Origin of the sequence: Sphingobacterium sp. JUb20 (assembly GCF_004342035.1) — a bacterium.
Classification (GTDB): Bacteria; Bacteroidota; Bacteroidia; order Sphingobacteriales; family Sphingobacteriaceae; genus Sphingobacterium; species Sphingobacterium anhuiense.
The window spans coordinates 308,482-329,689 of the sequence record NZ_SLYV01000009.1 but is presented as its reverse complement, the minus strand read 5'-3'; the positions used below and the strand labels follow the sequence as shown (position 1 = coordinate 329,689).

Below are 21,208 nucleotides of genomic sequence, written 5' to 3'. Positions count from 1 at the left end.
AGAGCCGATGGTATTGCCGTAACAGGTGGGAGAGTAGGTCGGTGCCTTTTTTTATACAGAAGCCTTTGCTATACAGCAGAGGCTTTTTTGTGTTTGTACCTTTTTATGCTGTGAACAGGGCTATTCCTGTTCTTCCAGTAGCTACAGCAGCCAGTCATGCTCATCATTTAACCTATTCAGCTTCTATATCCTCTTCCTATCGGACAAGCATAATGGCAGCTTCTGCTTTTATGCTATACATACCCATGCTTATAACCCCATTAGTTTCAGAATCCATAATTACTTATTGATTGCTCCTCATAGTGGCATTAGATTCTTTTAATATGTTGATTGATTCTTCAACATACTATTATGGTTGTGTTCAGTTTGATAACACATTATTATTTCATAGTATATTTTAATAATTCATAAGATATGCTAACGAGCTCTTCAGATTGATGTTTATTAATCCAAAAGAAGGACTTCAGAAATGATTTTTATTTTAATAACAGATACATGTCTCTGCATTTCAGGATAAGAGAATTCAGGATGCTATAAATTATAATTCAGAAGTTTCTTCATTTAATTATGAACAAGATTATTAGATGTAACTAATTGGTTACTAGAATTTGAGAAATATCTGAATGCTGGATGTCACTTTGCAAACGGTTGTTTATTTTAAGCAAACGATTGCTTTGTTTTTTTATTTTTAATTACCGATTTTCTAGTGTATTCTTGTTATAGAAAAGGTCTACGGCTGATTCTATAACTAATTATTGAACGACTGTTATCATTAAGTTTGATAATCATTTCAAAGACTGTTTAGTTTGTTTTAAAATAGGTGATTTTAGAGGGGCTTTCTATGGCCCCTTTAATTTTGTATGTAAATTAATCTATCAAAATATGAATTCTAATAGAAGAGATTTCTTAAAGAAAGCGGGTATCTTATCATCTGTAGCGGTGACATTACCAACTTTAAATTCCAATGTATTGGCTGCAACAAAATTCAACATGTCCGGTCATGAGGCCCCTAAGATTGATAAAGTGCGTGCAGCAGTTATTGGTTTAGGAATGCGTGGTCCTGGTGCTGTGGATCGTTTGTCTTACATTGATGGTGTTGAGATCGTTGCGTTATGTGATAAACATGCAGACCGTGTAGAACGGGCTCAAGGTATCCTGCGTAAGAAATCGCTGAAAGATGCAAAATCTTATTCTGGTGAAGACGGATGGAAAGACATGCTGAAAAATGAGAAATTGGATTTAGTTTATATCTGTTCTCCATGGGACTATCATACTCCCATGAGTATCGGCGCAATGAAAGCTGGTGCGCATGTTGCGTGTGAAGTGCCGATTGCCTTAACTCTTAAAGACTGTTGGGAAGTGGTTCGCGTATCAGAAGAAACGAAAAAACATTGTATGATGTTGGAGAACTGTTGCTATGATTTCTTTGAAATGCTAACATTAAACATGACGCGTCAAGGTCTATTTGGTGAGCTGTTACATGGCGAAGGAGCATATATTCACGATTTATTGGACTTAAATTTTGCGAAAAATGGTTACGATAATATGTGGAGATTGCGTGAAAATATTAAGTTAAATGGTAACTTATATCCAACACATGGTTTAGGTCCGGTTGCGCAATGTATGAATATAAACCGTGGTGATAAAATGAATCATTTAGTTGCTATGTCTACAAATGATTTCCAAATGGGCGCTAAAGCGAAAGAATTGGCAGCAAAAGATTCTTTTTATCAAGAATTTGTTGGTAAGAACTTCCGTGGTAATATGAATACAACTTTAATCCGTACAGAATTGGGTAAGACAATTATGTTGCAACATGATGTGACTTCGCCAAGACCATATTCTAGATTACATACATTAAGCGGTACAAAAGGTTATGCGCAGAAATATCCTGATGAAAATATTGCGTTTGGACATGAATTTATCTCCAAAGATAAAATGAAAGAACTGTATGCTAAATATACACCTGAACTAGTGAAATTTATTGGTGAGCAGGCAAAACAGGTAGGTGGTCATGGTGGAATGGATTTCATGATGGACTGGAGATTAATAGATTGTTTGCGCAATGGTTTACCATTGGATCAAGATGTTTATGATGCAGCTTCTTGGAGTTGTATCGTTCCTTTAAGTTTTGATTCTGTAAAAAACAACTCTAGAACGGTCAATATTCCTGATTTTACTAAAGGTGCATGGAAAACGAATAAGCCTGTAGATATCACTTTAAATGGTGGTGGTACAACGAAAATACGTTCAAAAGAAGGTAAAGTAAGCGGTGTTCAATTAGACGTATAATCTTTTTGTTAACTATTAGAAAGGGAGAGCGGTTATTGTTCTCCCTTTTTTATTGACGATCGTTTCACTTCTTGTTTAAAAATATCTAAATTGTAACTTTATTTGTTATCGACCGACCTATGTACAGGAATATATTCTTTTGTGTCCCATGTTTTGTCTTATTGACTTCATGCTTCAGTAACAGTAAGCCGAAAGGTAATACTGCCGATCTCTTTGTTTCGCAGGATTCTTCCCGCTGTTTTATGGCAACAAATATTCCCTCTCGATTCTCGAATTTAGATACTGCGCATCATATTGTTGAAGGGGCTGGTATTGATCAAGTTAAAATGGTCAAGGTTACAGGTGGATATTTTATGATGGGTTCGGATCAGTTTGTTGATGCTAAACCAGTTCATGAAGTTAAAATCAATGATTTTTTAATTGATGAACATGAAGTAACAAATGGTCAATTTGAAGCATTTGTAAAAGCGACCGGTTATGTAACTGTGGCTGAAAGACCGTTAGATCCAAAGGAATTTCCAGGTGTAGATCCGGCGATGTTAAAGCCAGGTTCTGCTATTTTTTCACCACCAAAAGAGGTTCAAGGTTTAACCAATCATCTGCAGTGGTGGTCTTATGTCGTAGGGGCTAATTGGAAGCATCCTGAAGGTCCAAATACCAGTATTGAGGGTAAAGAGGACTTTCCTGTTGTACACATTGCTTATCAAGATGCTGAAGCCTATGCAAAGTGGGCAGGAAAACGTTTACCAACAGAAGCCGAATGGGAATACGCAGCACGTGCTCGTACATCAAATCCGATGACCTATTATTGGGGAAATGAATTGTTGGATAATGATCGTTATTTGGCTAATATTTTTCAAGGACAGTTTCCTGTTCTCAATACGAAGTTAGATGGTTACATCGGTACGTCGCCAGTTAAAGCTTTTCCTGCAAATTCAATCGGTCTGTATGATATGGAAGGGAATGTTTGGGAATGGTGCGCTGACTTTTATCGTCCTGATTATTATGCAAAAAGTACTGCCGATAATCCTAAAGGTCCAACTGATGCATATGATCCCGATGAACCGGGGGCTGTAAAACGAGTACAACGGGGTGGATCGTTTCTCTGCAATGATCAATATTGTGAGCGTTATAAAGCAGGTAGCCGGGGAAAGGGTGAGATTAATAGTCCGACAAACAATGTAGGATTTAGATGCGTTAAAGACATTTAACTCGTGAACAAATATGATCCTATAAAAAAAGCCTTCTTAAATAAATAAGAAGGCTTTTTTATGCAATAAGAGTTTAAGCTTATTTCGATAAGAACATCGATTTTTTAGCAACTAAATCTCTAAAGTAAGGGTCATTTAAATCTTTGATGAAACGGATAGCTTCACCTGTAGACTTCATTTCTGGACCTAACTGTTTATCAACTTCAGGGAATTTAGAGAACGAGAATACAGGTTCTTTGATTGCCCAACCTTGTAATTTGCGCTCGATTTTGAAATCTTTCAATTTGTTTACGCCTAACATGATTTTTGTTGCGATGTTGATGTAAGGTACATCGTATGCTTTAGCGATAAAAGGAACTGTACGAGATGCACGTGGGTTTGCTTCGATTACATATACATTTTCACCTTTCACGGCGAATTGAATATTTAATAGCCCTCTTACATCTAATGCTTTCGCTAATTTGATCGAATACTCTGCCATTTTATCTTGTACAGCTTGTGATAAGCTAAATGGAGGTAGTACTGCGTAAGAGTCACCAGAGTGGATACCTGCAGGTTCGATGTGTTCCATCATACCAATGATGTGTACATCTTCACCATCACAGATGGAATCAGATTCTGCTTCTTCAGCACGATCCAAGAAGTGGTCAATTAGGACACGGTTTCCAGGAAGGTTTTTCAATAAGTTAACAACTGCTTTCTCTAAGTCATCATCGTTGATCACGATGCTCATTCCTTGACCACCTAGTACATATGATGGACGAACAAGAACTGGATATCCAACTTCGTTCGCAACTTTGATTGCTTCTTCTGCCGACTCAGCTACACCATACTTAGGATAAGGAATATCCAAAGATTTCAATAGATCTGAGAAACGACCGCGATCTTCAGCTAAATCCATATTTTGGAAATCTGTTCCGATGATCTTAACACCAAGTGCTTCTAATTGATCAGCCATTTTAAGAGCTGTCTGACCACCTAATTGAACGATAACACCTACTGGTTTCTCTAATTCAATAATTTCGCGAACATGTTCCCAGAATACTGGCTCAAAGTATAATTTATCAGCCATGTTGAAGTCCGTTGAAACTGTCTCTGGGTTACAGTTAACCATGATTGCTTCGAATCCTGCTTCTTTAGCGGCTAATAAACCGTGTACACAAGAGTAATCAAATTCGATACCTTGACCGATACGGTTAGGACCTGAGCCTAATACAACGATTTTTTTCTTATCAGAAGCTACTGATTCATTTTCTTCTTCAAAAGTAGAGTAGTAGTATGGTGTTTGCGCAGGGAATTCCGCAGCACAAGTATCAACCATTTTGTAAACACGGCTAATGCCTAATGCCTTACGGCGGTCGTATACTTCATCTTCCGTTACATTTCCTAATAACCAAGAGATTTGGATATCTGAATAACCTTTTTGTTTCAAGGTCATGAAGAAGTCTTTTGGAATATTGTTCAATTGGTAGCGGCGAAGTTCTGTTTCTAAGGCTACTAATTCTTGGATTTGTACTAAGTACCATTTATCGATACGGGTTGCTTTGCGGATAGATTCCAATGGTACCCCCAATTCAAACGCATCTTTGATATGAAACAGACGATCACCACTTGGATGCTCAAGGCTATGCATGATCTCTTCTAAATTGCGTAATTGACGACCATCAGCTCCTAAACCTGCGCGGTTTGTTTCTAATGATTGACATGCTTTTTGAAGTGCTTCGATAAAAGTACGGCCGATTGCCATTACTTCACCTACCGCTTTCATCTGCAAACCTAATTCTGTATTTGCTCCTTTGAATTTATCAAAGTTGAAACGAGGTACTTTTACGATTACATAATCTAAAGTTGGCTCGAAGTAAGCTGACGTAGTTTTTGTGATTTGGTTTTGTAATTCATCCAAATTGTAACCAATCGCTAATTTAGCAGCAATTTTTGCAATGGGGTAACCCGTTGCTTTAGATGCTAATGCTGAAGAGCGAGATACACGAGGGTTGATTTCGATTGCGATGATGTCTTCATCCTCCGGATTAACAGAGAACTGTACGTTACAACCTCCTGCAAAGTTACCAATAGAACGCATCATCAGGATTGCTTGATTACGCATGTCTTGGTAGCATTTGTCGGATAAAGTCATCCCTGGAGCAACCGTGATTGAGTCACCTGTATGGATTCCCATCGGATCAAAGTTCTCAATAGTACAGATGATAATTACGTTATCATTGGTATCACGTAATAACTCTAATTCGAATTCTTTCCAGCCTAATACTGCTTTTTCAACTAATACTTCGTGAGTAGGAGAAGCACTTAAACCTCTACTAAGAGCTGCGTCGAATTCATCTTTCGAGTGTACAAATCCGCCACCAGTACCAGCTAAGGTATAAGAAGGACGAATCACTAATGGATAACCAATTTCTTGCGCTGCTTCTTTACCTTCTAAGAAAGAGTTAGCGATTTTCGAAGGTGCTACACCTACACCGATATCAATCATTAATTGACGGAACTCTTCACGGTTTTCTGTTTTTTCAATTGCAGCAACATCAACACCGATAACTTTAACGTCGTATTTTTCCCATAGTCCGATGTTTGAAGCTTCGATACATAAGTTTAACGCTGTTTGGCCACCCATAGTAGGTAGAACGGCGTCAATCTTTTGTTCTTTAAGAATTTCTTCAATACTTTCTACAGTTAAAGGAAGTAAATAAACGTGGTCTGCAATGACTTTATCAGTCATAATCGTTGCAGGGTTCGAGTTGATGATGGAAACTTCAATGCCTTCTTCTTTTAGAGAAAGGGCTGCTTGAGATCCCGAATAATCAAATTCACAGGCTTGACCAATTACAATTGGACCTGATCCAATGATTAAAACCGATTTAATGGAGGTGTTTCTTGGCATTATATCTAGTTCAAAAAATAAAATTTCAAAGTATGAACAAAGACAATCAAAAATGCGCTTCGAGAAGGGTATATTCCGACCGCTTTGTCGGAGTGCAAAATTACATTATTTTATTTGATTTTCCGATATTTATTTTCAGATAAATCATTTATGTACGGGAGGATAGTCAAAAAGAGAGCAGCAGCACATTTTTTTAATACCGCTGCTCTCTGTAAAGAATGCATTATTTAATAGACAATCAGCTCATCCGCAAATAGAAATCCTTTTTTCGGATTTGTTGCTACGACACGTACAAAACGTGCTTGTTGAGGCTTCGCTAATTTCAATTCAAACCGTTTGAAAGTTAAGGTTGGGTCTTGATCAGAAACGTCGTTCTGTACGATACCGACCTCTCTGAAAGTTCGACCATTTTCGGATAATAAAACTTTAAATTCTCCAGGCATATATACGCCAGGACCTGTAATCTGCATGAAATTCATGGCAACACTATTGATCTCTTCACGTCGCTCGAAATCAACAACAACATCAAGATCTTTTAAAAATCCTTGCCATTGCCCATCTTGGTATGTTAACCCGCCTTTAACACCGTTTGTTAATGTCAGTTCTTTCTGTGCAGGATATCCATCGTCCCATTTATTTGTATAAGAAACAGCTTTTCCTATTGCTTTATGAACATCCAGTTGGATCGTTTCGATGGGTCCGACCTGAGTTGAATCTAAAAAGTAAGCTGCTTTAACAATCGTAGGAATAGAGAGATCAAATGAATTGTTATAAGGGGTTGCTTGATAAGTGGGTTTTGATCCATCTATCGTAAATCGGATATTATCTGCATGTAATTGTTCGGTCGTTAATGTTACCGTATTTGAGGCCTTCTTTGCATCAAAATCTACGGAAGCTTTTACATTGTACGATGGTCGATAATAATTGATATCGAAGTGCTGTAAAATTTTATAGTGTGATTGCAGTCTTTTATGGAAGTTCGGCCAATTTTTTAGATCAGCTTTTGTCCAGACAACTTCAGCTAAAGCTAATGTTCTTGGAAAAGCCATATATTCTAGTTGTTGATAATTAGGCATATATTCTGCCCATAAATTTGCCTGAGCACCTAAAACATGCTTAATTTTATCTTGCTGAATAGCAGCTGGAATAGGGTTGTATTCATAGACTTTACTGATAGGAAGGTATCCGCCAATTGTTTCAGGTTGCGTTCTAGGGTCCGTTTGGTATGAATCAAAATAAAGGTGGGATCCTGGGGTCATGATGACATCGTGTCCCGCATTGGCCGAATTGATACCTCCTGATTCGCCTCTCCAGCTCATCACAGTAGCACCTTTTGTCAATCCTCCTTCTAAGATTTCGTCCCAGCCGATAATTTTACGACCTTTAGATTGGACATATTCATCCATCTGTTTAATCAAGTAACTTTGAAGTTCTTCTTCAGATTTTAAACCTTCTTTTGCTTTTAAAGCTTGACATTTAGGACAGGTTTTCCAATGTTTCTTATCGGCCTCATCTCCTCCAATATGAATGTAAGGTGAAGGAAATATGGCAATAACTTCATCCAGTACATTTTTTAAAAACTCATAAGTTTTCTCATTACCGACACAGAATTCAGATTGTGTATACGGTTTACCGGAGCAGGATAATTCGGGGTAAATGGCTAAAACTTCTTCAGAGTGTCCAGGCATTTCAACTTCAGGAATGACATTAATCCCCCGTTGCGCGGCATAGGCTACGAGTTCTCGGGCTTGATCCTGTGTATAGAATCCACCACTTGCATTTGGAGTTCCTGCATCCACATATTGACGGCCATTGTTCCACCAGTCTTTCCATTTTACATGTGTGCGCCACGCCGCTTTATTGGTTAATTCTGGGTATTTCTTAATCTCTAATCTCCATCCCGCTCCATCAGTCAAATGCCAGTGCAGATTATTCAATTTGTAGAGAGCCATAACATCTACAAATTTCTTCATAATAGGGAAAGGAATAAAATGACGTGAAGGATCTAAATGTAATCCGCGATATAAAAAACTTGGTTGATCTTCGATATCCACAGCATTTATCTGAGCAGGATCGTCCTGTAAGTAGCCGAGTTGAACAAGTGTGTAAATGGCATTGATGACAGGGGCAACTTCATGAGCTAGGATAACAATTCCTTTATCAGTAATACCGATGCGATAGGCTGCTTTATCTAGTTTATCTGTTTCCTCAGCTTTTAAGATGCGAATTCCTTCTTTGGGTGCTTTCTTTATCTTTTTTACAATTTCGGTCGTAATAGATGTTATAGCCGGATGTTCCGTTAGTAACTGACTGGCATTTATGAATTCTTCTGAAACATAAACTTTTGGAAAAGCTGGAATTTGATAAGAACCAACTGCTAGTGTAAGACTGCTGGGTTTCGGTATTAAGTCAAAATTTTGCTGAGCAAATATTTTTAGGGGTAAAAGTCCCGCTAAAAGTACCAAAGTTACTGAATGGCTAAATCGCATGTGAATTGGTATTTAATATGATGTTTTACAAATATCATAAAAAAAACAATACGTTCAACTGTATGATATGTGGTGACAATGGTTATTATGATAGTATTCAAACAAAATGTCGATAAAAAATTACATTTATAATCATTAACTTTGCATCATGATTGAACTTCCAGTTATCCCTGCAACACAAACACAGCGTAAGCCAGATTGGTTGCGTGTAAAATTGCCAGTTGGTAAAGAATATAGACATGTAAGAGGACTAGTAGACGAGCATAAGCTACATACGATCTGTGAGAGTGGAAACTGTCCTAATATGGGTGAGTGTTGGGGTGCAGGAACTGCTACATTCATGATTTTAGGCAATATTTGTACACGTTCGTGTTCGTTTTGCGCTGTATCAACGGGGCGTCCCAAAGCTGTTGAACTGGATGAACCAGCGCGAGTTGCTAATTCGGTTAAACTGATGCAGGTGAAACATTGTGTCATTACTTCTGTCGATCGTGATGACTTGAAAGATGGGGGTTCTATCATTTGGGCAGAAACAATCAATGCTATTCGTCAAGAAAGTCCTACAACTACTTTAGAGACTTTGATTCCTGATTTTAAAGGACAATGGGAAAATCTTGATCGCGTGCTTGCTGTTCGTCCAGAGGTTGTATCTCATAATATTGAAACCGTAAGACGTTTGACTCGTGAAGTGCGTATTCAAGCAAAATATGATCGTTCATTAGAATGTCTTCGTCGTATTTCTGAAGCCGGTCTGCGTACCAAATCGGGTATTATGCTTGGTTTTGGAGAGACTGAGGAAGATGTTATTGAGACAATGCAAGATTTATTTAATGTAGGGGTTGATATTTTAACAATAGGTCAATACTTACAGCCGACTAAGGCTCATCACCCTGTAGTGGAGTGGGTTACACCTGCGCAGTTTGATAAATATAAAGAAATTGGTTTAAAAATGGGATTCAAATATGTTGAATCTGGTCCATTAGTGAGATCTTCTTATCATGCAGAAAAGCATTTGTTTGATATGCAATAGGAGAAAAAAATATATGTTAGAAAAGCCCTTACTATAAATAGTAAGGGCTTTTTTTGTGGTTTTTTGATTTAAAATTGGCATATTTAAGTTATGACTGCATTGGAACATTTCAAAACCTTATATCTTATTGATGACGACTTAATGTTGTTGTTTTCTCAGATTATTGAAACAAAGGAATTTTATAAGGGAGATATAATTTTTGAACCTGATAGCTACTTAAAATATATTTATTTTGTAGAATCTGGCTTAACACGGATCTTCTACTATAAGAATGGTAAGGATATTACACATTATTTCTTTGGACCCAATACATTTAGTACAGGTATAGAGAGTGTTTTCTATCAAAAACCTTCTTTATTTGGTTTTCAAGCCTTGACCACATGTAAAATTTCATTCATACCTTTTCAACATATTTTGGAATTAGCAAAGACTCACATTGTCGTGAATCAGATCATTCAAAAAGTTTTACTCGATTCGGTGATCAGTTTCTCCAATCGGTTTTATAATATGCAATTTCAAACGGCTATGGAACGATACCAATTATTATTAACAGAAAATTCGGAACTTCTTAAAAATGCTTCTCTAGGACATATTGCCTCATATTTAGGGATGTCGCAACAGACTTTATCGGTAATAAGAGGACAACTTGATTAATTTTTTCCTTTTTAAGATATCTTAAAAATTAAATCGTAAAACATACGCATCTTTGTATTGTTACTTAATATACTAATCGACCCTTATGCGAGTTATGAATATGTTAGTTAAAAAGATTTCATGCTTTATATTTTTAATGCCTTTTCTGTTTCAAAATACAACGTTTGGACAGCAAGGTATTAGTCCCCAGCTAAAAGAATTTATTCAAAAGGCAATTCAGAATAATAGCGATATTAAGAATAGTTATTTAGAAAATCAGAAAACCCTTTTAGATAAGAATTCTGTAAGCGGAAAGTTATTACCCCACATATCTGCTATGGGCATGTATGGATATCTCAATGCTAGTGGTGAATTGGATCTTCCAACAAAAACCCTTCCGATCTTGGGACTGAATCTTTTTGAAGGTGCACAAAAATTTAATACCTCTTCTCAGGTTGGCTTTGCAGGTGTAAATGCGACACAGGTTATCTTTAGTGGTCTACAGATTACAAATGGGAAAAAAGCTTTGGATGAAAAGTATAAAGCACAGCAGCTATTGACCGAGGCCGGTTATGAGGGCCTTGCTCAGGAAGTGGTGCAGACTTTCGATCAGATCATGTTATTGAAAGAAGTTGATGCCTTGATTGCTGATTCGGAGAAAAGATTGAATAAGGAGCATCTTAAAGTAGTAAAAGCTATCGAGAATGGTTTGGCTATACCTTACGATCGTGATAAAATTAAATTGGCTATGCTGGAGTTAGAAAGCAAGAAAGCCGAATCGACCAATAGTCGTGAACTCTTATATTTTAAATTGGAGGAATTGACTAAAATGCCTCTAGATAGTCTTAAGACAGTGAGCTATCCATTGGAACTAGCGATTGTAGATCCGGTACAACCTGCTGTAGAGAACAGGAAGGAAATGCAGGCTTTGGCGAGTTCTCAACGTGCGTACGAGTATGTACTGAAAAAAGAAAAGGGTGCAAAATTACCACAGATTTTTGCTTTTGGTAGTGCTTTTTATTTCAACGCCTTTGACACAAAGTTCAAATTCAAAGATGTACCGCTTGCCGGTGATCTTAATTTAAGTGCTAATCATTTTCAGATGGCACCGGGTTTTGCTGTAGGGGTTGGTGTTAAGTGGGATGTATTTGATGGAAATCAACATCGAAATAATATCAAAAAAGCAAATCTGGACCTGGTTATGAATCAGAATAAATGGAATGATACGCGGGATAAACTAATGTTGCTGCAACGTAAGACAAATTCGGATTACCAGTTGTCGATGAAAAAAATGGCGGTGCATGAACAGCAGATAAAAATTGCAAATAATAATCTTTCATTGGCATCAAAGCAATTTGAAGCTGGATTAATAGATGTAACGGAAAGGTTAAGTGCAGAAAATGAGCTTTACAAGCAGTCACTTAGTTTTTATAATCAACTTTTATTACAGCGTACTGCTGTTTTAGAATTATTAAAATCACAAGGAAGTCTTTATCAATCATTAGTGAAATAATTATGAGAAAATATATATCTATACTTGGAATCGCGGCATTAATGCAAAGCTGTAGCAATGAAGCTCCTCTTAAAAATACTTTTGAGGGAAAGATTGAGCGGGATCAGATTGCTGTAACGACCAAGATTCCTGGCAAAATACATCAGATTTTAGTGAGTGAGGGCGATGTTGTGCAGGCTGGTGACACCTTGATGATTTTGGAGTTTCCAGAGGTTGAAGCCAAATCTATTCAGGCTAAAGGGGCTCTTGAGTCTGCTGAGGCGCAATATAAAATGGCTGTAAAAGGAGCAACAGATAATCAGTTGAAGCAATTGCGAGCGAAGCGTGATGGGTTGCGTGAGCAATTTGAATTTGCACAAAAATCACTGAATAGAATGCAAAACCTCATTAAGGACTCTTTGGTTGCTCAACAGCAATACGATGAAGTTTATATGAAATTTCAAGGAGCAAAGAATCAATATTTAGCTGTTCAGGCCGAACTTGCGGATGCTGAAAACGGTGCCCGAATAGAACAGCAGAAAATGGCGCTGGGACAAAAGGAGAGAGCAATAGGGGCGGTATCCGAAGTGGATGTTGCAACGAAGGAACGTTTTATCATCGCGCCTCAAAATATGACAATTGAAACCATAAATTTAAAAGTCGGGGAACTTGCTTTGGCGGGATATAGCTTAATTTCTGGTTACTTGGTGGATGGTACCTATTTTCGGGTTACAATTCCTGAAAAGCAGTTACATAACCTGACGGTAGGAAGTAAGCAGCAACTTTCATTTCCATATTTAGAGAATAAAAAAATAGAAGCTGAGGTGGTTTCCATTAAAACATTGAGTTCTTATGCGAATATTGCTACGGCTTATCCTGATTTTGAACAGCAGGAATCTTTGTTTGAGGTAAAATTGAAACCTGTGCAAAAAGATGGTTCGGATAAATTATTGACTAAGGCGACGTTTATTCTTCATCTTGATAACACAAAATAAGTATTATGCGCACATTCGTATCCTTATTAAAACGAGAATTTAGGCTCTTTTTTCAAAATAAAGTGTTATTGATGCTTTTTGTGGGCGCACCTATTTTATATGGGGTGTTAATTGGTGCAGTTTATCAAAAGGGTAAAGTGACTCATCTACCTATTATCGTTGTAGATCAAGACAGAAGTCCGCTAAGCAAGCAACTGATCACAATGTTTAATGAGAGTGAGGTGATTTATGTTGCAGCAGTTTTGCCAGATGCTTTTAATGCAAAACAAGAGGCATTGAAACATGAAGCAACGGTTGTGGTACAGATTCCAAAGAATTTTGATTCGGATGTGAACTATAACCGTTCTACGGAGTTGACGCTCTTTGTCAATGCAGCCAATACATTAACTTCTAATTATGCGAGCATGGCGGCGAATGTCTGTGCAGCAACATTAAAAGCTGGTATTCAGATTAAAGCACAGCAGAAGAAAGGTGTCCCAGGGTACGTAGCCAATCAGCAATATGAACCTTTTAAAACTACAATCATTAAACAGCATATTAAAAGCGGAAACTATTTATATTTCATGCTTCCGGGCGTGCTATTAACTGTATTACAACAAGTGATGATGTTAGCTTTGGCATTAAGTTTTGCATCAGAGTTTGAAAAGGGAACATTTAAGGAGTTAGTATCTAAATCGTCTAATGTGCTGCTGCTGATTTTAGTGAAAATAGCTCCTTTTTTGATCATGTCCGTAGGTATTTATTTTCTTTATTATGGTTTTTCACTTTTTTATAGAATGCCTCTTGAAATACCAATTGGTCCGTTTTTATTAGGAACTGTATTCTTCTTACTCGCAGTTAGTTTTATCGGTATACTGGTGAGTATTATTATTCCGAGTCAACTTAAAGCAACCGAGATACTCATGGTTATCGCTACACCAAGCTTTATCTTGAGCGGCTTTACGTGGCCTTTGAGCCAGATGCCTGATTGGGTAGTCTATATCTCTAAATTGATTCCGCTGACACATTATTTAGAGATCTTCCGAGTGTTAGTGATAGAACAGGGGGCAGTTGCAAATGTGAAGTCCTCGATCTTAGCGCTGGCTTTGACAACAGTTGTTTGTTTTATTCTTTCATTTGTTCTATTGTATTTAAAAGTTCGAAAAATAAAGAAGGAGAATGTACCAGTTGTTAAGGAGATTGAATGATGTGTATGAATATAAGGATATGTGCATGAAGTATGGAGGTTAAAACATACAGTTTTAATATTTTACAAATTTCAGTTTAAAAATAACATCATTACTTGTAATCATAATTATTATAATACAATAATAAATGATTTTTGATTTTAATTTATTGTAAATAAGTGTGTTAAATAATTTTGGGATTGTTTTGTGGCACTTGGTTTGAGCGATTCTTATCAAAATAAACTAACGCTATCTTCAATTATGAAAGCAATAAAATTTTCAGGAATAACTGCAGCTATCGTTGCCTCTTTATTGGTTTATGGAGCAACCGCAGTATCTGCGCAACAGACGCATCCTGTGAAAAAATCGGAACCAAAGGTGAAGCCAGCAGCACCGGTTAAAGAAAATCCTGAGGCGGCAAAGGATTCAACTGCAGGAAAAAAGACTCCTGACAGAAAGGGTAATAAAATGATGCCTAAAGCTAAGCCACCAGGTAAATAAAGAACCAGATTAAAGGGTTTTATGACTGATCTCATAAAACCCTTTTTTTATTAAACCATTAGTAACGTTAAATATCTGTTAACGTGCTTGTTGTAAAGGTGTTTTGGCATTTTTTTTGATTTTTAAAACTAGTTTTACACTTAAATATATTGGGTTATGAATACCTTAAATTATTTTAAAAAAATGGCAGCATTAGCTGCATTTGTTTCTGTGTTTGGTATTACCATGAGTACTGCACAAGAAACTACTCCAAACAAGGCTGTTAAAAAAACAGAGAAAGCGGTGAAGGATAATACCGTAAAAGCAAAAGAGACAGCTAAAAAGGAGAAGGTTTCCGCAAGTAAAACGGTAAAAGCTTCGGAAAAAGTAAAGGAGAATGCTGCAAGTACAAAACAGGTCGCTGAAAAAGAAAGTAAGGTCGCTAAATCAGATGCCGTTAAAGCTACTAAAGCTGCCGGAAAAGCGAAGGAAGTAAATAAGCAGTCAGTTAAGAACGAAAGCGCTTTATCAAAAGCGGAATCAGAAAAAGCGATTAAATCAACTGAGAAAGCTAAAAGTAATGTGACAGCTTCAACAAATAAGGTGAAAAAATCGACTGCAACTCCTACTAAAGCAACTGCAGGGAAGTTATCTTCAGAGAAGTATAATGGTCATGATGTATATATTGGCCCAGAAGGTGGCAAATACTATATCAATAGTAATGGTAATAAGACTTACATACCAAGAAATTAATTTGAATCTGCAAGGCTCATTTGAGCAAAACAAATGATTTGATAATATCAAAAAAGGCTATTCGAATAACTCGAACAGCCTTTTTCTTTTTCAAAAATCAAAATAAATGATTAACAGTACTCGTCAAATGCAGCTGCTAAATTATCAGCGATCATTTGGGCAGAGCGACCTTCAATCATATGTCTTTCTATCATGTGAACTAATTTGCCATCTTTGAATAATGCCATAGCAGGGGAAGATGGAGGATAAGGCAACATATAGTTTCTAGCTTTATCAACAGCTTCTTTTTCCATACCAGCAAAAACAGTAACAAATTTAGTTGGATGTTTTTCATTTTTTACTGCCGCTTTAGCAGCAGGACGAGCATTTGCCGCTGCACAACCACATACTGAGTTTACAACCACAAATACAGTTCCTTCTGTAGCAATAGCCGCATCAACTTGCTCAGCAGTTTTTAATTCTTCGAAACCTACATCTGTAAGCTCTTTACGCATTGGTTCTACTAAATATTCTGGATACATAATCTTCTTTTTTAAATTTAATCATACAAATATAAGTGTTGTTAGGAGCTAAGTCAAGACGTTAGTCTCAAAACAATGTCAGAATTTTACAGCTTTCAAATTCAACGTTTTGATTTAAAGGTATTGAATGGTATTTTTGCTAATAAATTTAAAACTTAAAAAGAATAATATATGTCATCAGTAGAAAGTACGTACATACCATACAAAGTTAAGGACATCACCCTTGCTGAATGGGGACGTAAAGAAATAGAATTAGCGGAAGCTGAAATGCCGGGTTTAATGAGCCTTCGTGCTGAGTTTGGTGCTGCAAAACCTTTAAAAGGTGCGCGTATTGCGGGTTGTCTTCACATGACTATTCAGACAGCTGTTTTAATTGAAACTTTGGTTGAACTGGGTGCTGATGTGACTTGGTCATCTTGTAATATCTTTTCTACACAAGATCACGCCGCTGCTGCCATTGCAGCTGCTGGGATTCCCGTATATGCTTGGAAAGGTATGAACGAAGAAGAATTCAATTGGTGTATTGAGCAAACATTATTCTTTGGTGAAGAGCGTCAACCGTTGAATATGATCTTAGACGATGGTGGTGATTTAACAAATATGGTGTTTGATAAATATCCAGAATTGATCGCTGAAATCAAAGGTTTGTCTGAAGAAACAACTACTGGTGTTCACCGTTTATACGAACGTATGAAGAACGGAACATTACATTTACCAGCTATCAATGTTAATGATTCTGTTACAAAATCTAAATTTGATAATAAATATGGTTGCCGCGAATCTTTAGTAGATGCTATCCGTCGTGCAACAGATTTGATGTTGGCAGGTAAAGTTGCTGTCGTAGCGGGTTACGGTGATGTAGGAAAAGGTTCTGCAGAGTCTTTACGTTCTGCTGGTGTTCGTGTTATCGTGACTGAAATCGATCCTATCTGTGCTTTACAGGCTGCTATGGAAGGATTTGAAGTGAAAAAATTTGCTGATGCTGTTAAAGAAGCTAATATCGTTGTTACGACTACAGGTAATAAAGATATTGTTCGTCCTGAGCATTTCAAATCAATGAAAGACAAAACAGTCGTTTGTAATATCGGTCACTTTGATAATGAAATTGATGTTGCCTGGTTAAATGAAAACTATGGTAATACAAAAATTGAAATTAAACCTCAGGTTGATAAATATACGATTGACGGTGTTGATATCATTTTATTAGCAGAAGGTAGATTAGTGAATTTAGGCTGTGCTACTGGACATCCTTCATTCGTAATGTCAAATTCATTCACAAACCAAACGTTAGCGCAATTGGAATTATGGACGAATACGGCTGCTTATGAGAATAAAGTGTACACACTTCCAAAATATTTGGATGAGAAAGTTGCTCGTTTACATTTAGCGCATATCGGTGTTGAACTGGATGTGTTGACTGAAGAGCAGGCTTCTTATATTGGTGTTACAGTTGACGGTCCGTTTAAAGCGGAAGCTTACCGTTACTAGTATTATTTTTTGTAAAAAGCCTCAATTGATTTCAATTGAGGCTTTTTTGTTTATTGCTGTTGGTCGCTTTCACATAACTGACCATGCATTCATAAAGGTGAAAATAATCAGTAATGTAATTAAGATATAATGTTCTTTAAATTTTATGAGTAGAATATAAACTAGAATAATTGGTAATATTAATTGAAATATAACATATACGATCATGTCTAGCTGTAATGTATACCGATCATAAGTTTCATTGATTCTACTATCTTCTATTTTTGTGCAGATATAAAACCATAATAGATATTGATAAGCATTCAATAGGATGCTTAAATAGGAAATAATTAAAATAAGCTTTTTCATAATTATGTAAATGAATTGTTTACCAAACTTATTTTAATATTATCTTAATCAATTTGACAAAAGTCAAATAATTATGTATTTGCTCTGATCCGACTTAATGTTGATAAATTAATGCCTAAATACGAGGCAATATATCTTAATGGTATTCTTTTAAGAGCCTGTTGGTTTTCTTCAATAAATTGGAAATAACGATCTTTTGCAGATAACATTCTTAAATTATAAATGCGTTTTTCTGAATTTATATAGTATTCCTCCGTCATTCTTCTTCCGAAATAATTGAATTCTGGGAAATCTTCATATATTTTTTCTAATTGTTTTTTGGGAATTTTAATTATTTCACAATCTTCAATAGTTTCGATCGCTTCTACAGATGGTTTATTGCTAAAAAAACTAAATACAGATAAAACCAGATCATTTTCAAATAATAAGCTTGAGGTTTGATTATTTCCCTGTTGATCGTAAGAGTGAATTCGAATGGAGCCCGAAAGAATAAAATAAATGTGTTGACTGATTTGTCCTTCTTTGAGTAATTTGGTTTTTTTTGGATAGTGAATAATTTCAGTGTATTCGTCTAAAAAGTTGATTAATCCTCTTGATGGTTCTTTATACTTAAAGAAAATTCTAGCAATTTTTTCTGTATTCATAAATTGGTTCAGTTCTGCTACAAAGCCTATTGCATGTTAAATTACGATTTATTTTGCGGTGATAACAAGATAAAATCTTTTTTATGATCAATATTACTTTTGACATTTCTATAACCGGAATCTATGAATTTCTATAACCGGAATCTATGAATTATGAACGAGCTTCGATATCAGTTTAATACAAATGGCAAAAAAGTTATTTGCTTTTAATCGCCTTAAGTGCATTTTCAAAACGTTCAGCTCCTAATCCGGAAATAATGGCATATCGAGCATTGAGTTGATTTAATTCCTGTTTCCACACTTCCATAAAGTGTTCACGTTGCTCCGGGAAATCGCGTAATGGATCTTCCTCCCATGGTAGGTCGATATCCATGAGTAGGAAAAGGTCATATGGTCGTTGTTGTATTTCGTTTTTTACTTCCTGAGGTGTATCACCAAAGAGATGATCACACCAGATTTTGACAGTCAATATCGTTGTATCACATATCAACATATTATTATAGGCTAAAGGTATTAAAGTGTCTTCAAGCGCGATTTGTCCATAATACATATTAACTTCATCTTGCAGCGTGTATTCATTATGCAAGTTTTTACAATATTCACGTGCAAATTCAGGCACGCAAACCGTGCTGAAATGTCTTGCTATAGCCTGAGCAATCGTTGATTTACCTGTTGATTCAGGTCCAACGACAGCGATCTTCATTAATTCTGGATTTGATGTACTCATTTGTGCGCATAAAGTTAGGCATCTTGTTTGGACATTATTGCATAAAAGTACGATAAGTGGACTTCCAGTCTCTATAGCCTCCCCAAGCAATCACGGCAAATACAAAATATAGAATCGCCGTTAGCAATAAACCTTTATGTAGGTAAAGTGGAATATAACAGATATCTACAAAAACCCACAGTAGCCAGTTCTGCAGTACTTTTCGTGTCATTAAAAATTGTGCAACAAAGCTTACGGCAGTGCAAAAACCATCTGCATATGGAACGTCTGAATCGGTCAGCTTTTGTAGAAAAGTGCCAAGCAAAGCAGTCAGGATTCCGATAGTAATTATCGTGAACAGCATTTCACGTTTTGTAAAGGAGACAATAGGCTTATCGTTTTCTCTGATTTTCTTTGACCAATAATACCAGCCATAAATGGCTGTACCTAAAAAATAGAGTTGTAATACAGCGTCCCCATATAATTTACTATGATAGAAAATATAGCCATAGGTCACCACACTGATTACGCTGATGGGCCAATTAAGGATATGTTGTTTAGCGGCGAGATAGACACATAAAAAACCGGTGATGGTACCGATCCATTCAAGCATGGTCGTCTGGGCAAATTGTTGTATAATCTGCTGTATAATTGCTGGCATAGCTCTCGTGTCTTTAGAAGTAAAGATACGAATTTAGCAAAACCGTTCATTTGTCCAAAAGTAATTTTAGGACATCAACACTTTAAGATGAATTTCGCACTATTAGAGCTATCGTATCGAACGATCTTTAAGGTGCTCAGTCACTATTTTCATTTATTGTACTTGCTTGTTTGCACAAGTCGTACTGGCAAATGATTCTGGTTTTGCCTTGAACACAAAACCCATTCCCATAATGTAACCCATGGCTTCTTTTAATGCGACATTAGATTGAAAATTAGGGTTGGTATTAATGTCTGCATGGACTTCCAAATCGATTTGGTATTGCTCTAGGAGTGGACAAAGTGCGTAAGCAACGTCGATGGATTTTTGAACTTCGAGGAGCATCCGTTCTTTAATGCCCATCAGGTGATTTCTTTTATCTTTATGTACGAACATAAATCCGCCTCGGTGTTCTCGGAGGAAAACAATAACGGTTGCAAAATCAATAGTTCCTCTTTTAATCTGTGAATCTGTCCCGATATAGACTTTGAGCTTATTGCCTAGATCTATTTCTTTTAAGATGTTGGTTTCAACAGCATCCCATATGGATGTCTTGATGCTTTCGCCATTGTATTTTTGCCAAGTCATATAAAGATAAGTTAGTTTGTGTATGTGCGTATTTCATTTTGTTGTTTAAATTTACTGATATATAATGTGTTAAGAGCGGTGCTCTGTATTAAGTTTTTACTACTAAATTATTAAAAAACTAATGCTTATTTCCAAAAGCAAGGTCTCCCGCATCGCCTAAACCGGGTACAATGTACGCTTTGCTTGTCAGTTCATTATCTACTGCTCCGACCCATATTGTCGCTTTGGGTAAGAATGCCTGCACATGTCTAATACCTTCTTCGGAAGCGATGGCAATAACAATATGTAATTCTCTAATTGCATAATCATTTAAAAGATCCTTACAGCATAGTACTGCGCTTTTTCCGGTGGCGAGCATCGGATCGGCAACAATGACAATTTTGTTATCCAGATTTGGGGTGTTTACATATTCTTTATGGATTTCAAATTCACCACTTTTCTTGGTGTGACGATAGGCCGCAATAAATGCACTGTCCGAGTGATCGAAAACATTCAACAAACCTTGATGTAAGGGTAATCCTGCTCGCAGAATAGTTGCCAAAACGGGTTGATCAAGGAGCATCTGCGTATTTGCAACACCCAATGGAGTTTCTACATCTACAGGTGCATAAGTCAGTGTTTTACTGATTTCATAGGCAAATATTTCCCCAAGGCGTTCTAGATTGCGCCGGAAGCGCATGCGGTCTTTCTGAATGTTGACATCACGTAGTTCGGCAATGTATTGATTTGCGATGCTGTTCTGTGTGCTGAGGATATTGAGCATATCGTGTAGATTT

At 36.7% G+C, this 21,208-nt stretch carries 19 protein-coding genes; 11 read left to right on the top strand and 8 right to left on the bottom strand.

Going from position 1 to position 21,208, the window contains the following annotated elements; translation table 11 throughout:
* From EDF66_RS26275 to EDF66_RS16960, 3 genes are all read left to right on the top strand, one after another.
* The coding region (locus tag EDF66_RS26275; RefSeq protein WP_207898661.1) for a hypothetical protein at nucleotides 1-290 on the top strand (290 nt) is incomplete at its 5' end.
* 592 nt (nucleotides 291-882) lie between these two features.
* Entirely contained in the window at nucleotides 883-2,292 is a 1,410-nt protein-coding gene (locus tag EDF66_RS16965; protein WP_132843905.1) for a Gfo/Idh/MocA family protein, read from the top strand.
* 242 nt (nucleotides 2,293-2,534) lie between these two features.
* Entirely contained in the window at nucleotides 2,535-3,503 is a 969-nt protein-coding gene (locus EDF66_RS16960; RefSeq protein WP_132772550.1) for a formylglycine-generating enzyme family protein, read from the top strand.
* Between the two features lie 79 nt (nucleotides 3,504-3,582).
* Here the strand turns inward: EDF66_RS16960 and carB are convergent, their stop codons facing one another.
* Nucleotides 3,583-6,399, bottom strand: coding sequence for a carbamoyl-phosphate synthase large subunit (carB, locus tag EDF66_RS16955; protein ID WP_132772548.1), 2,817 nt, complete (start codon nucleotides 6,397-6,399; stop codon nucleotides 3,583-3,585).
* Nucleotides 6,400-6,626: 227 nt separating this feature from the next.
* On the bottom strand, nucleotides 6,627-8,888 hold the full coding sequence (locus tag EDF66_RS16950) for a family 20 glycosylhydrolase (protein WP_132843903.1): 2,262 nt from the start codon (nucleotides 8,886-8,888) through the stop codon (nucleotides 6,627-6,629).
* A gap of 148 nt (nucleotides 8,889-9,036) precedes the next feature.
* On the opposite strand from EDF66_RS16950, the gene lipA reads away from it, so the two are divergent.
* The 7 genes from lipA to EDF66_RS16915 all read left to right on the top strand — a co-directional run bounded on the left by lipA (nucleotide 9,037) and on the right by EDF66_RS16915 (nucleotide 15,437).
* Nucleotides 9,037-9,918 (top strand): lipoyl synthase, encoded by an 882-nt coding sequence (gene lipA, locus EDF66_RS16945; RefSeq protein WP_021190648.1) that lies wholly within the window; start codon nucleotides 9,037-9,039, stop codon nucleotides 9,916-9,918.
* Between the two features lie 90 nt (nucleotides 9,919-10,008).
* Complete coding sequence (locus EDF66_RS16940) at nucleotides 10,009-10,572, top strand: Crp/Fnr family transcriptional regulator (protein WP_132772544.1); 564 nt, start codon at nucleotides 10,009-10,011, stop codon at nucleotides 10,570-10,572.
* Between the two features lie 100 nt (nucleotides 10,573-10,672).
* Complete coding sequence (locus EDF66_RS16935) at nucleotides 10,673-12,064, top strand: TolC family protein (RefSeq protein WP_132843902.1); 1,392 nt, start codon at nucleotides 10,673-10,675, stop codon at nucleotides 12,062-12,064.
* A gap of 2 nt (nucleotides 12,065-12,066) precedes the next feature.
* Nucleotides 12,067-13,038: an HlyD family secretion protein gene (locus EDF66_RS16930; RefSeq protein ID WP_132772540.1), complete on the top strand. Its 972-nt coding sequence runs from the start codon at nucleotides 12,067-12,069 to the stop codon at nucleotides 13,036-13,038.
* A 5-nt stretch (nucleotides 13,039-13,043) separates the two neighbouring features.
* Complete coding sequence (locus EDF66_RS16925; RefSeq protein WP_031288666.1) at nucleotides 13,044-14,225, top strand: ABC transporter permease; 1,182 nt, start codon at nucleotides 13,044-13,046, stop codon at nucleotides 14,223-14,225.
* Nucleotides 14,226-14,465: 240 nt separating this feature from the next.
* Entirely contained in the window at nucleotides 14,466-14,705 is a 240-nt protein-coding gene (locus tag EDF66_RS16920) for a hypothetical protein (protein WP_132843900.1), read from the top strand.
* A 183-nt stretch (nucleotides 14,706-14,888) separates the two neighbouring features.
* Nucleotides 14,889-15,437, top strand: coding sequence for a hypothetical protein (locus EDF66_RS16915; RefSeq protein WP_243656073.1), 549 nt, complete (start codon nucleotides 14,889-14,891; stop codon nucleotides 15,435-15,437).
* 110 nt (nucleotides 15,438-15,547) lie between these two features.
* On the opposite strand, the gene EDF66_RS16910 is transcribed toward EDF66_RS16915, so the two are convergent.
* Nucleotides 15,548-15,958 (bottom strand): BrxA/BrxB family bacilliredoxin, encoded by a 411-nt coding sequence (locus EDF66_RS16910; protein ID WP_021190642.1) that lies wholly within the window; start codon nucleotides 15,956-15,958, stop codon nucleotides 15,548-15,550.
* 171 nt (nucleotides 15,959-16,129) lie between these two features.
* Between EDF66_RS16910 and ahcY the strand changes: the two genes are divergently transcribed.
* Nucleotides 16,130-17,446, top strand: a complete 1,317-nt coding sequence (ahcY, locus tag EDF66_RS16905; protein ID WP_132843897.1) for an adenosylhomocysteinase — start codon at nucleotides 16,130-16,132, stop codon at nucleotides 17,444-17,446.
* Nucleotides 17,447-17,865: 419 nt separating this feature from the next.
* On the opposite strand, the gene EDF66_RS16900 is transcribed toward ahcY, so the two are convergent.
* The 5 genes from EDF66_RS16900 to upp form a co-directional block, all read right to left on the bottom strand.
* Nucleotides 17,866-18,438 (bottom strand): Crp/Fnr family transcriptional regulator, encoded by a 573-nt coding sequence (locus EDF66_RS16900; protein ID WP_132843895.1) that lies wholly within the window; start codon nucleotides 18,436-18,438, stop codon nucleotides 17,866-17,868.
* Nucleotides 18,439-18,634: 196 nt separating this feature from the next.
* Nucleotides 18,635-19,141: an AAA family ATPase gene (locus EDF66_RS16895; protein WP_243656072.1), complete on the bottom strand. Its 507-nt coding sequence runs from the start codon at nucleotides 19,139-19,141 to the stop codon at nucleotides 18,635-18,637.
* Between the two features lie 58 nt (nucleotides 19,142-19,199).
* On the bottom strand, nucleotides 19,200-19,805 hold the full coding sequence (pnuC, locus tag EDF66_RS16890; RefSeq protein WP_132843893.1) for a nicotinamide riboside transporter PnuC: 606 nt from the start codon (nucleotides 19,803-19,805) through the stop codon (nucleotides 19,200-19,202).
* Nucleotides 19,806-19,958: 153 nt separating this feature from the next.
* Nucleotides 19,959-20,432 (bottom strand): ribonuclease H-like YkuK family protein, encoded by a 474-nt coding sequence (locus EDF66_RS16885; RefSeq protein ID WP_132843891.1) that lies wholly within the window; start codon nucleotides 20,430-20,432, stop codon nucleotides 19,959-19,961.
* Nucleotides 20,433-20,550: 118 nt separating this feature from the next.
* Nucleotides 20,551-21,195: a uracil phosphoribosyltransferase gene (gene upp, locus EDF66_RS16880; protein WP_021190634.1), complete on the bottom strand. Its 645-nt coding sequence runs from the start codon at nucleotides 21,193-21,195 to the stop codon at nucleotides 20,551-20,553.
* Nucleotides 21,196-21,208: the final 13 nt, after the last annotated feature.

Bases quoted from the DNA above. Each gene is read 5' to 3' on its own strand.
- EDF66_RS16965 (WP_132843905.1), top strand. From the start codon at position 883: ATGAATTCTAATAGAAGAGATTTCTTAAAGAAAGCGGGTATCTTATCA.
- EDF66_RS16960 (WP_132772550.1), top strand. From the start codon at position 2,535: ATGGCAACAAATATTCCCTCTCGATTCTCGAATTTAGATACTGCGCAT.
- carB (WP_132772548.1), bottom strand. From the start codon at position 6,399: ATGCCAAGAAACACCTCCATTAAATCGGTTTTAATCATTGGATCAGGT.
- EDF66_RS16950 (WP_132843903.1), bottom strand. From the start codon at position 8,888: ATGCGATTTAGCCATTCAGTAACTTTGGTACTTTTAGCGGGACTTTTA.
- lipA (WP_021190648.1), top strand. From the start codon at position 9,037: ATGATTGAACTTCCAGTTATCCCTGCAACACAAACACAGCGTAAGCCA.
- EDF66_RS16940 (WP_132772544.1), top strand. From the start codon at position 10,009: ATGACTGCATTGGAACATTTCAAAACCTTATATCTTATTGATGACGAC.
- EDF66_RS16935 (WP_132843902.1), top strand. From the start codon at position 10,673: ATGTTAGTTAAAAAGATTTCATGCTTTATATTTTTAATGCCTTTTCTG.
- EDF66_RS16930 (WP_132772540.1), top strand. From the start codon at position 12,067: ATGAGAAAATATATATCTATACTTGGAATCGCGGCATTAATGCAAAGC.
- EDF66_RS16925 (WP_031288666.1), top strand. From the start codon at position 13,044: ATGCGCACATTCGTATCCTTATTAAAACGAGAATTTAGGCTCTTTTTT.
- EDF66_RS16920 (WP_132843900.1), top strand. From the start codon at position 14,466: ATGAAAGCAATAAAATTTTCAGGAATAACTGCAGCTATCGTTGCCTCT.
- EDF66_RS16915 (WP_243656073.1), top strand. From the start codon at position 14,889: ATGGCAGCATTAGCTGCATTTGTTTCTGTGTTTGGTATTACCATGAGT.
- EDF66_RS16910 (WP_021190642.1), bottom strand. From the start codon at position 15,958: ATGTATCCAGAATATTTAGTAGAACCAATGCGTAAAGAGCTTACAGAT.
- ahcY (WP_132843897.1), top strand. From the start codon at position 16,130: ATGTCATCAGTAGAAAGTACGTACATACCATACAAAGTTAAGGACATC.
- EDF66_RS16900 (WP_132843895.1), bottom strand. From the start codon at position 18,438: ATGAATACAGAAAAAATTGCTAGAATTTTCTTTAAGTATAAAGAACCA.
- EDF66_RS16895 (WP_243656072.1), bottom strand. From the start codon at position 19,141: ATGAAGATCGCTGTCGTTGGACCTGAATCAACAGGTAAATCAACGATT.
- pnuC (WP_132843893.1), bottom strand. From the start codon at position 19,805: ATGCCAGCAATTATACAGCAGATTATACAACAATTTGCCCAGACGACC.
- EDF66_RS16885 (WP_132843891.1), bottom strand. From the start codon at position 20,432: ATGACTTGGCAAAAATACAATGGCGAAAGCATCAAGACATCCATATGG.
- upp (WP_021190634.1), bottom strand. From the start codon at position 21,195: ATGCTCAATATCCTCAGCACACAGAACAGCATCGCAAATCAATACATT.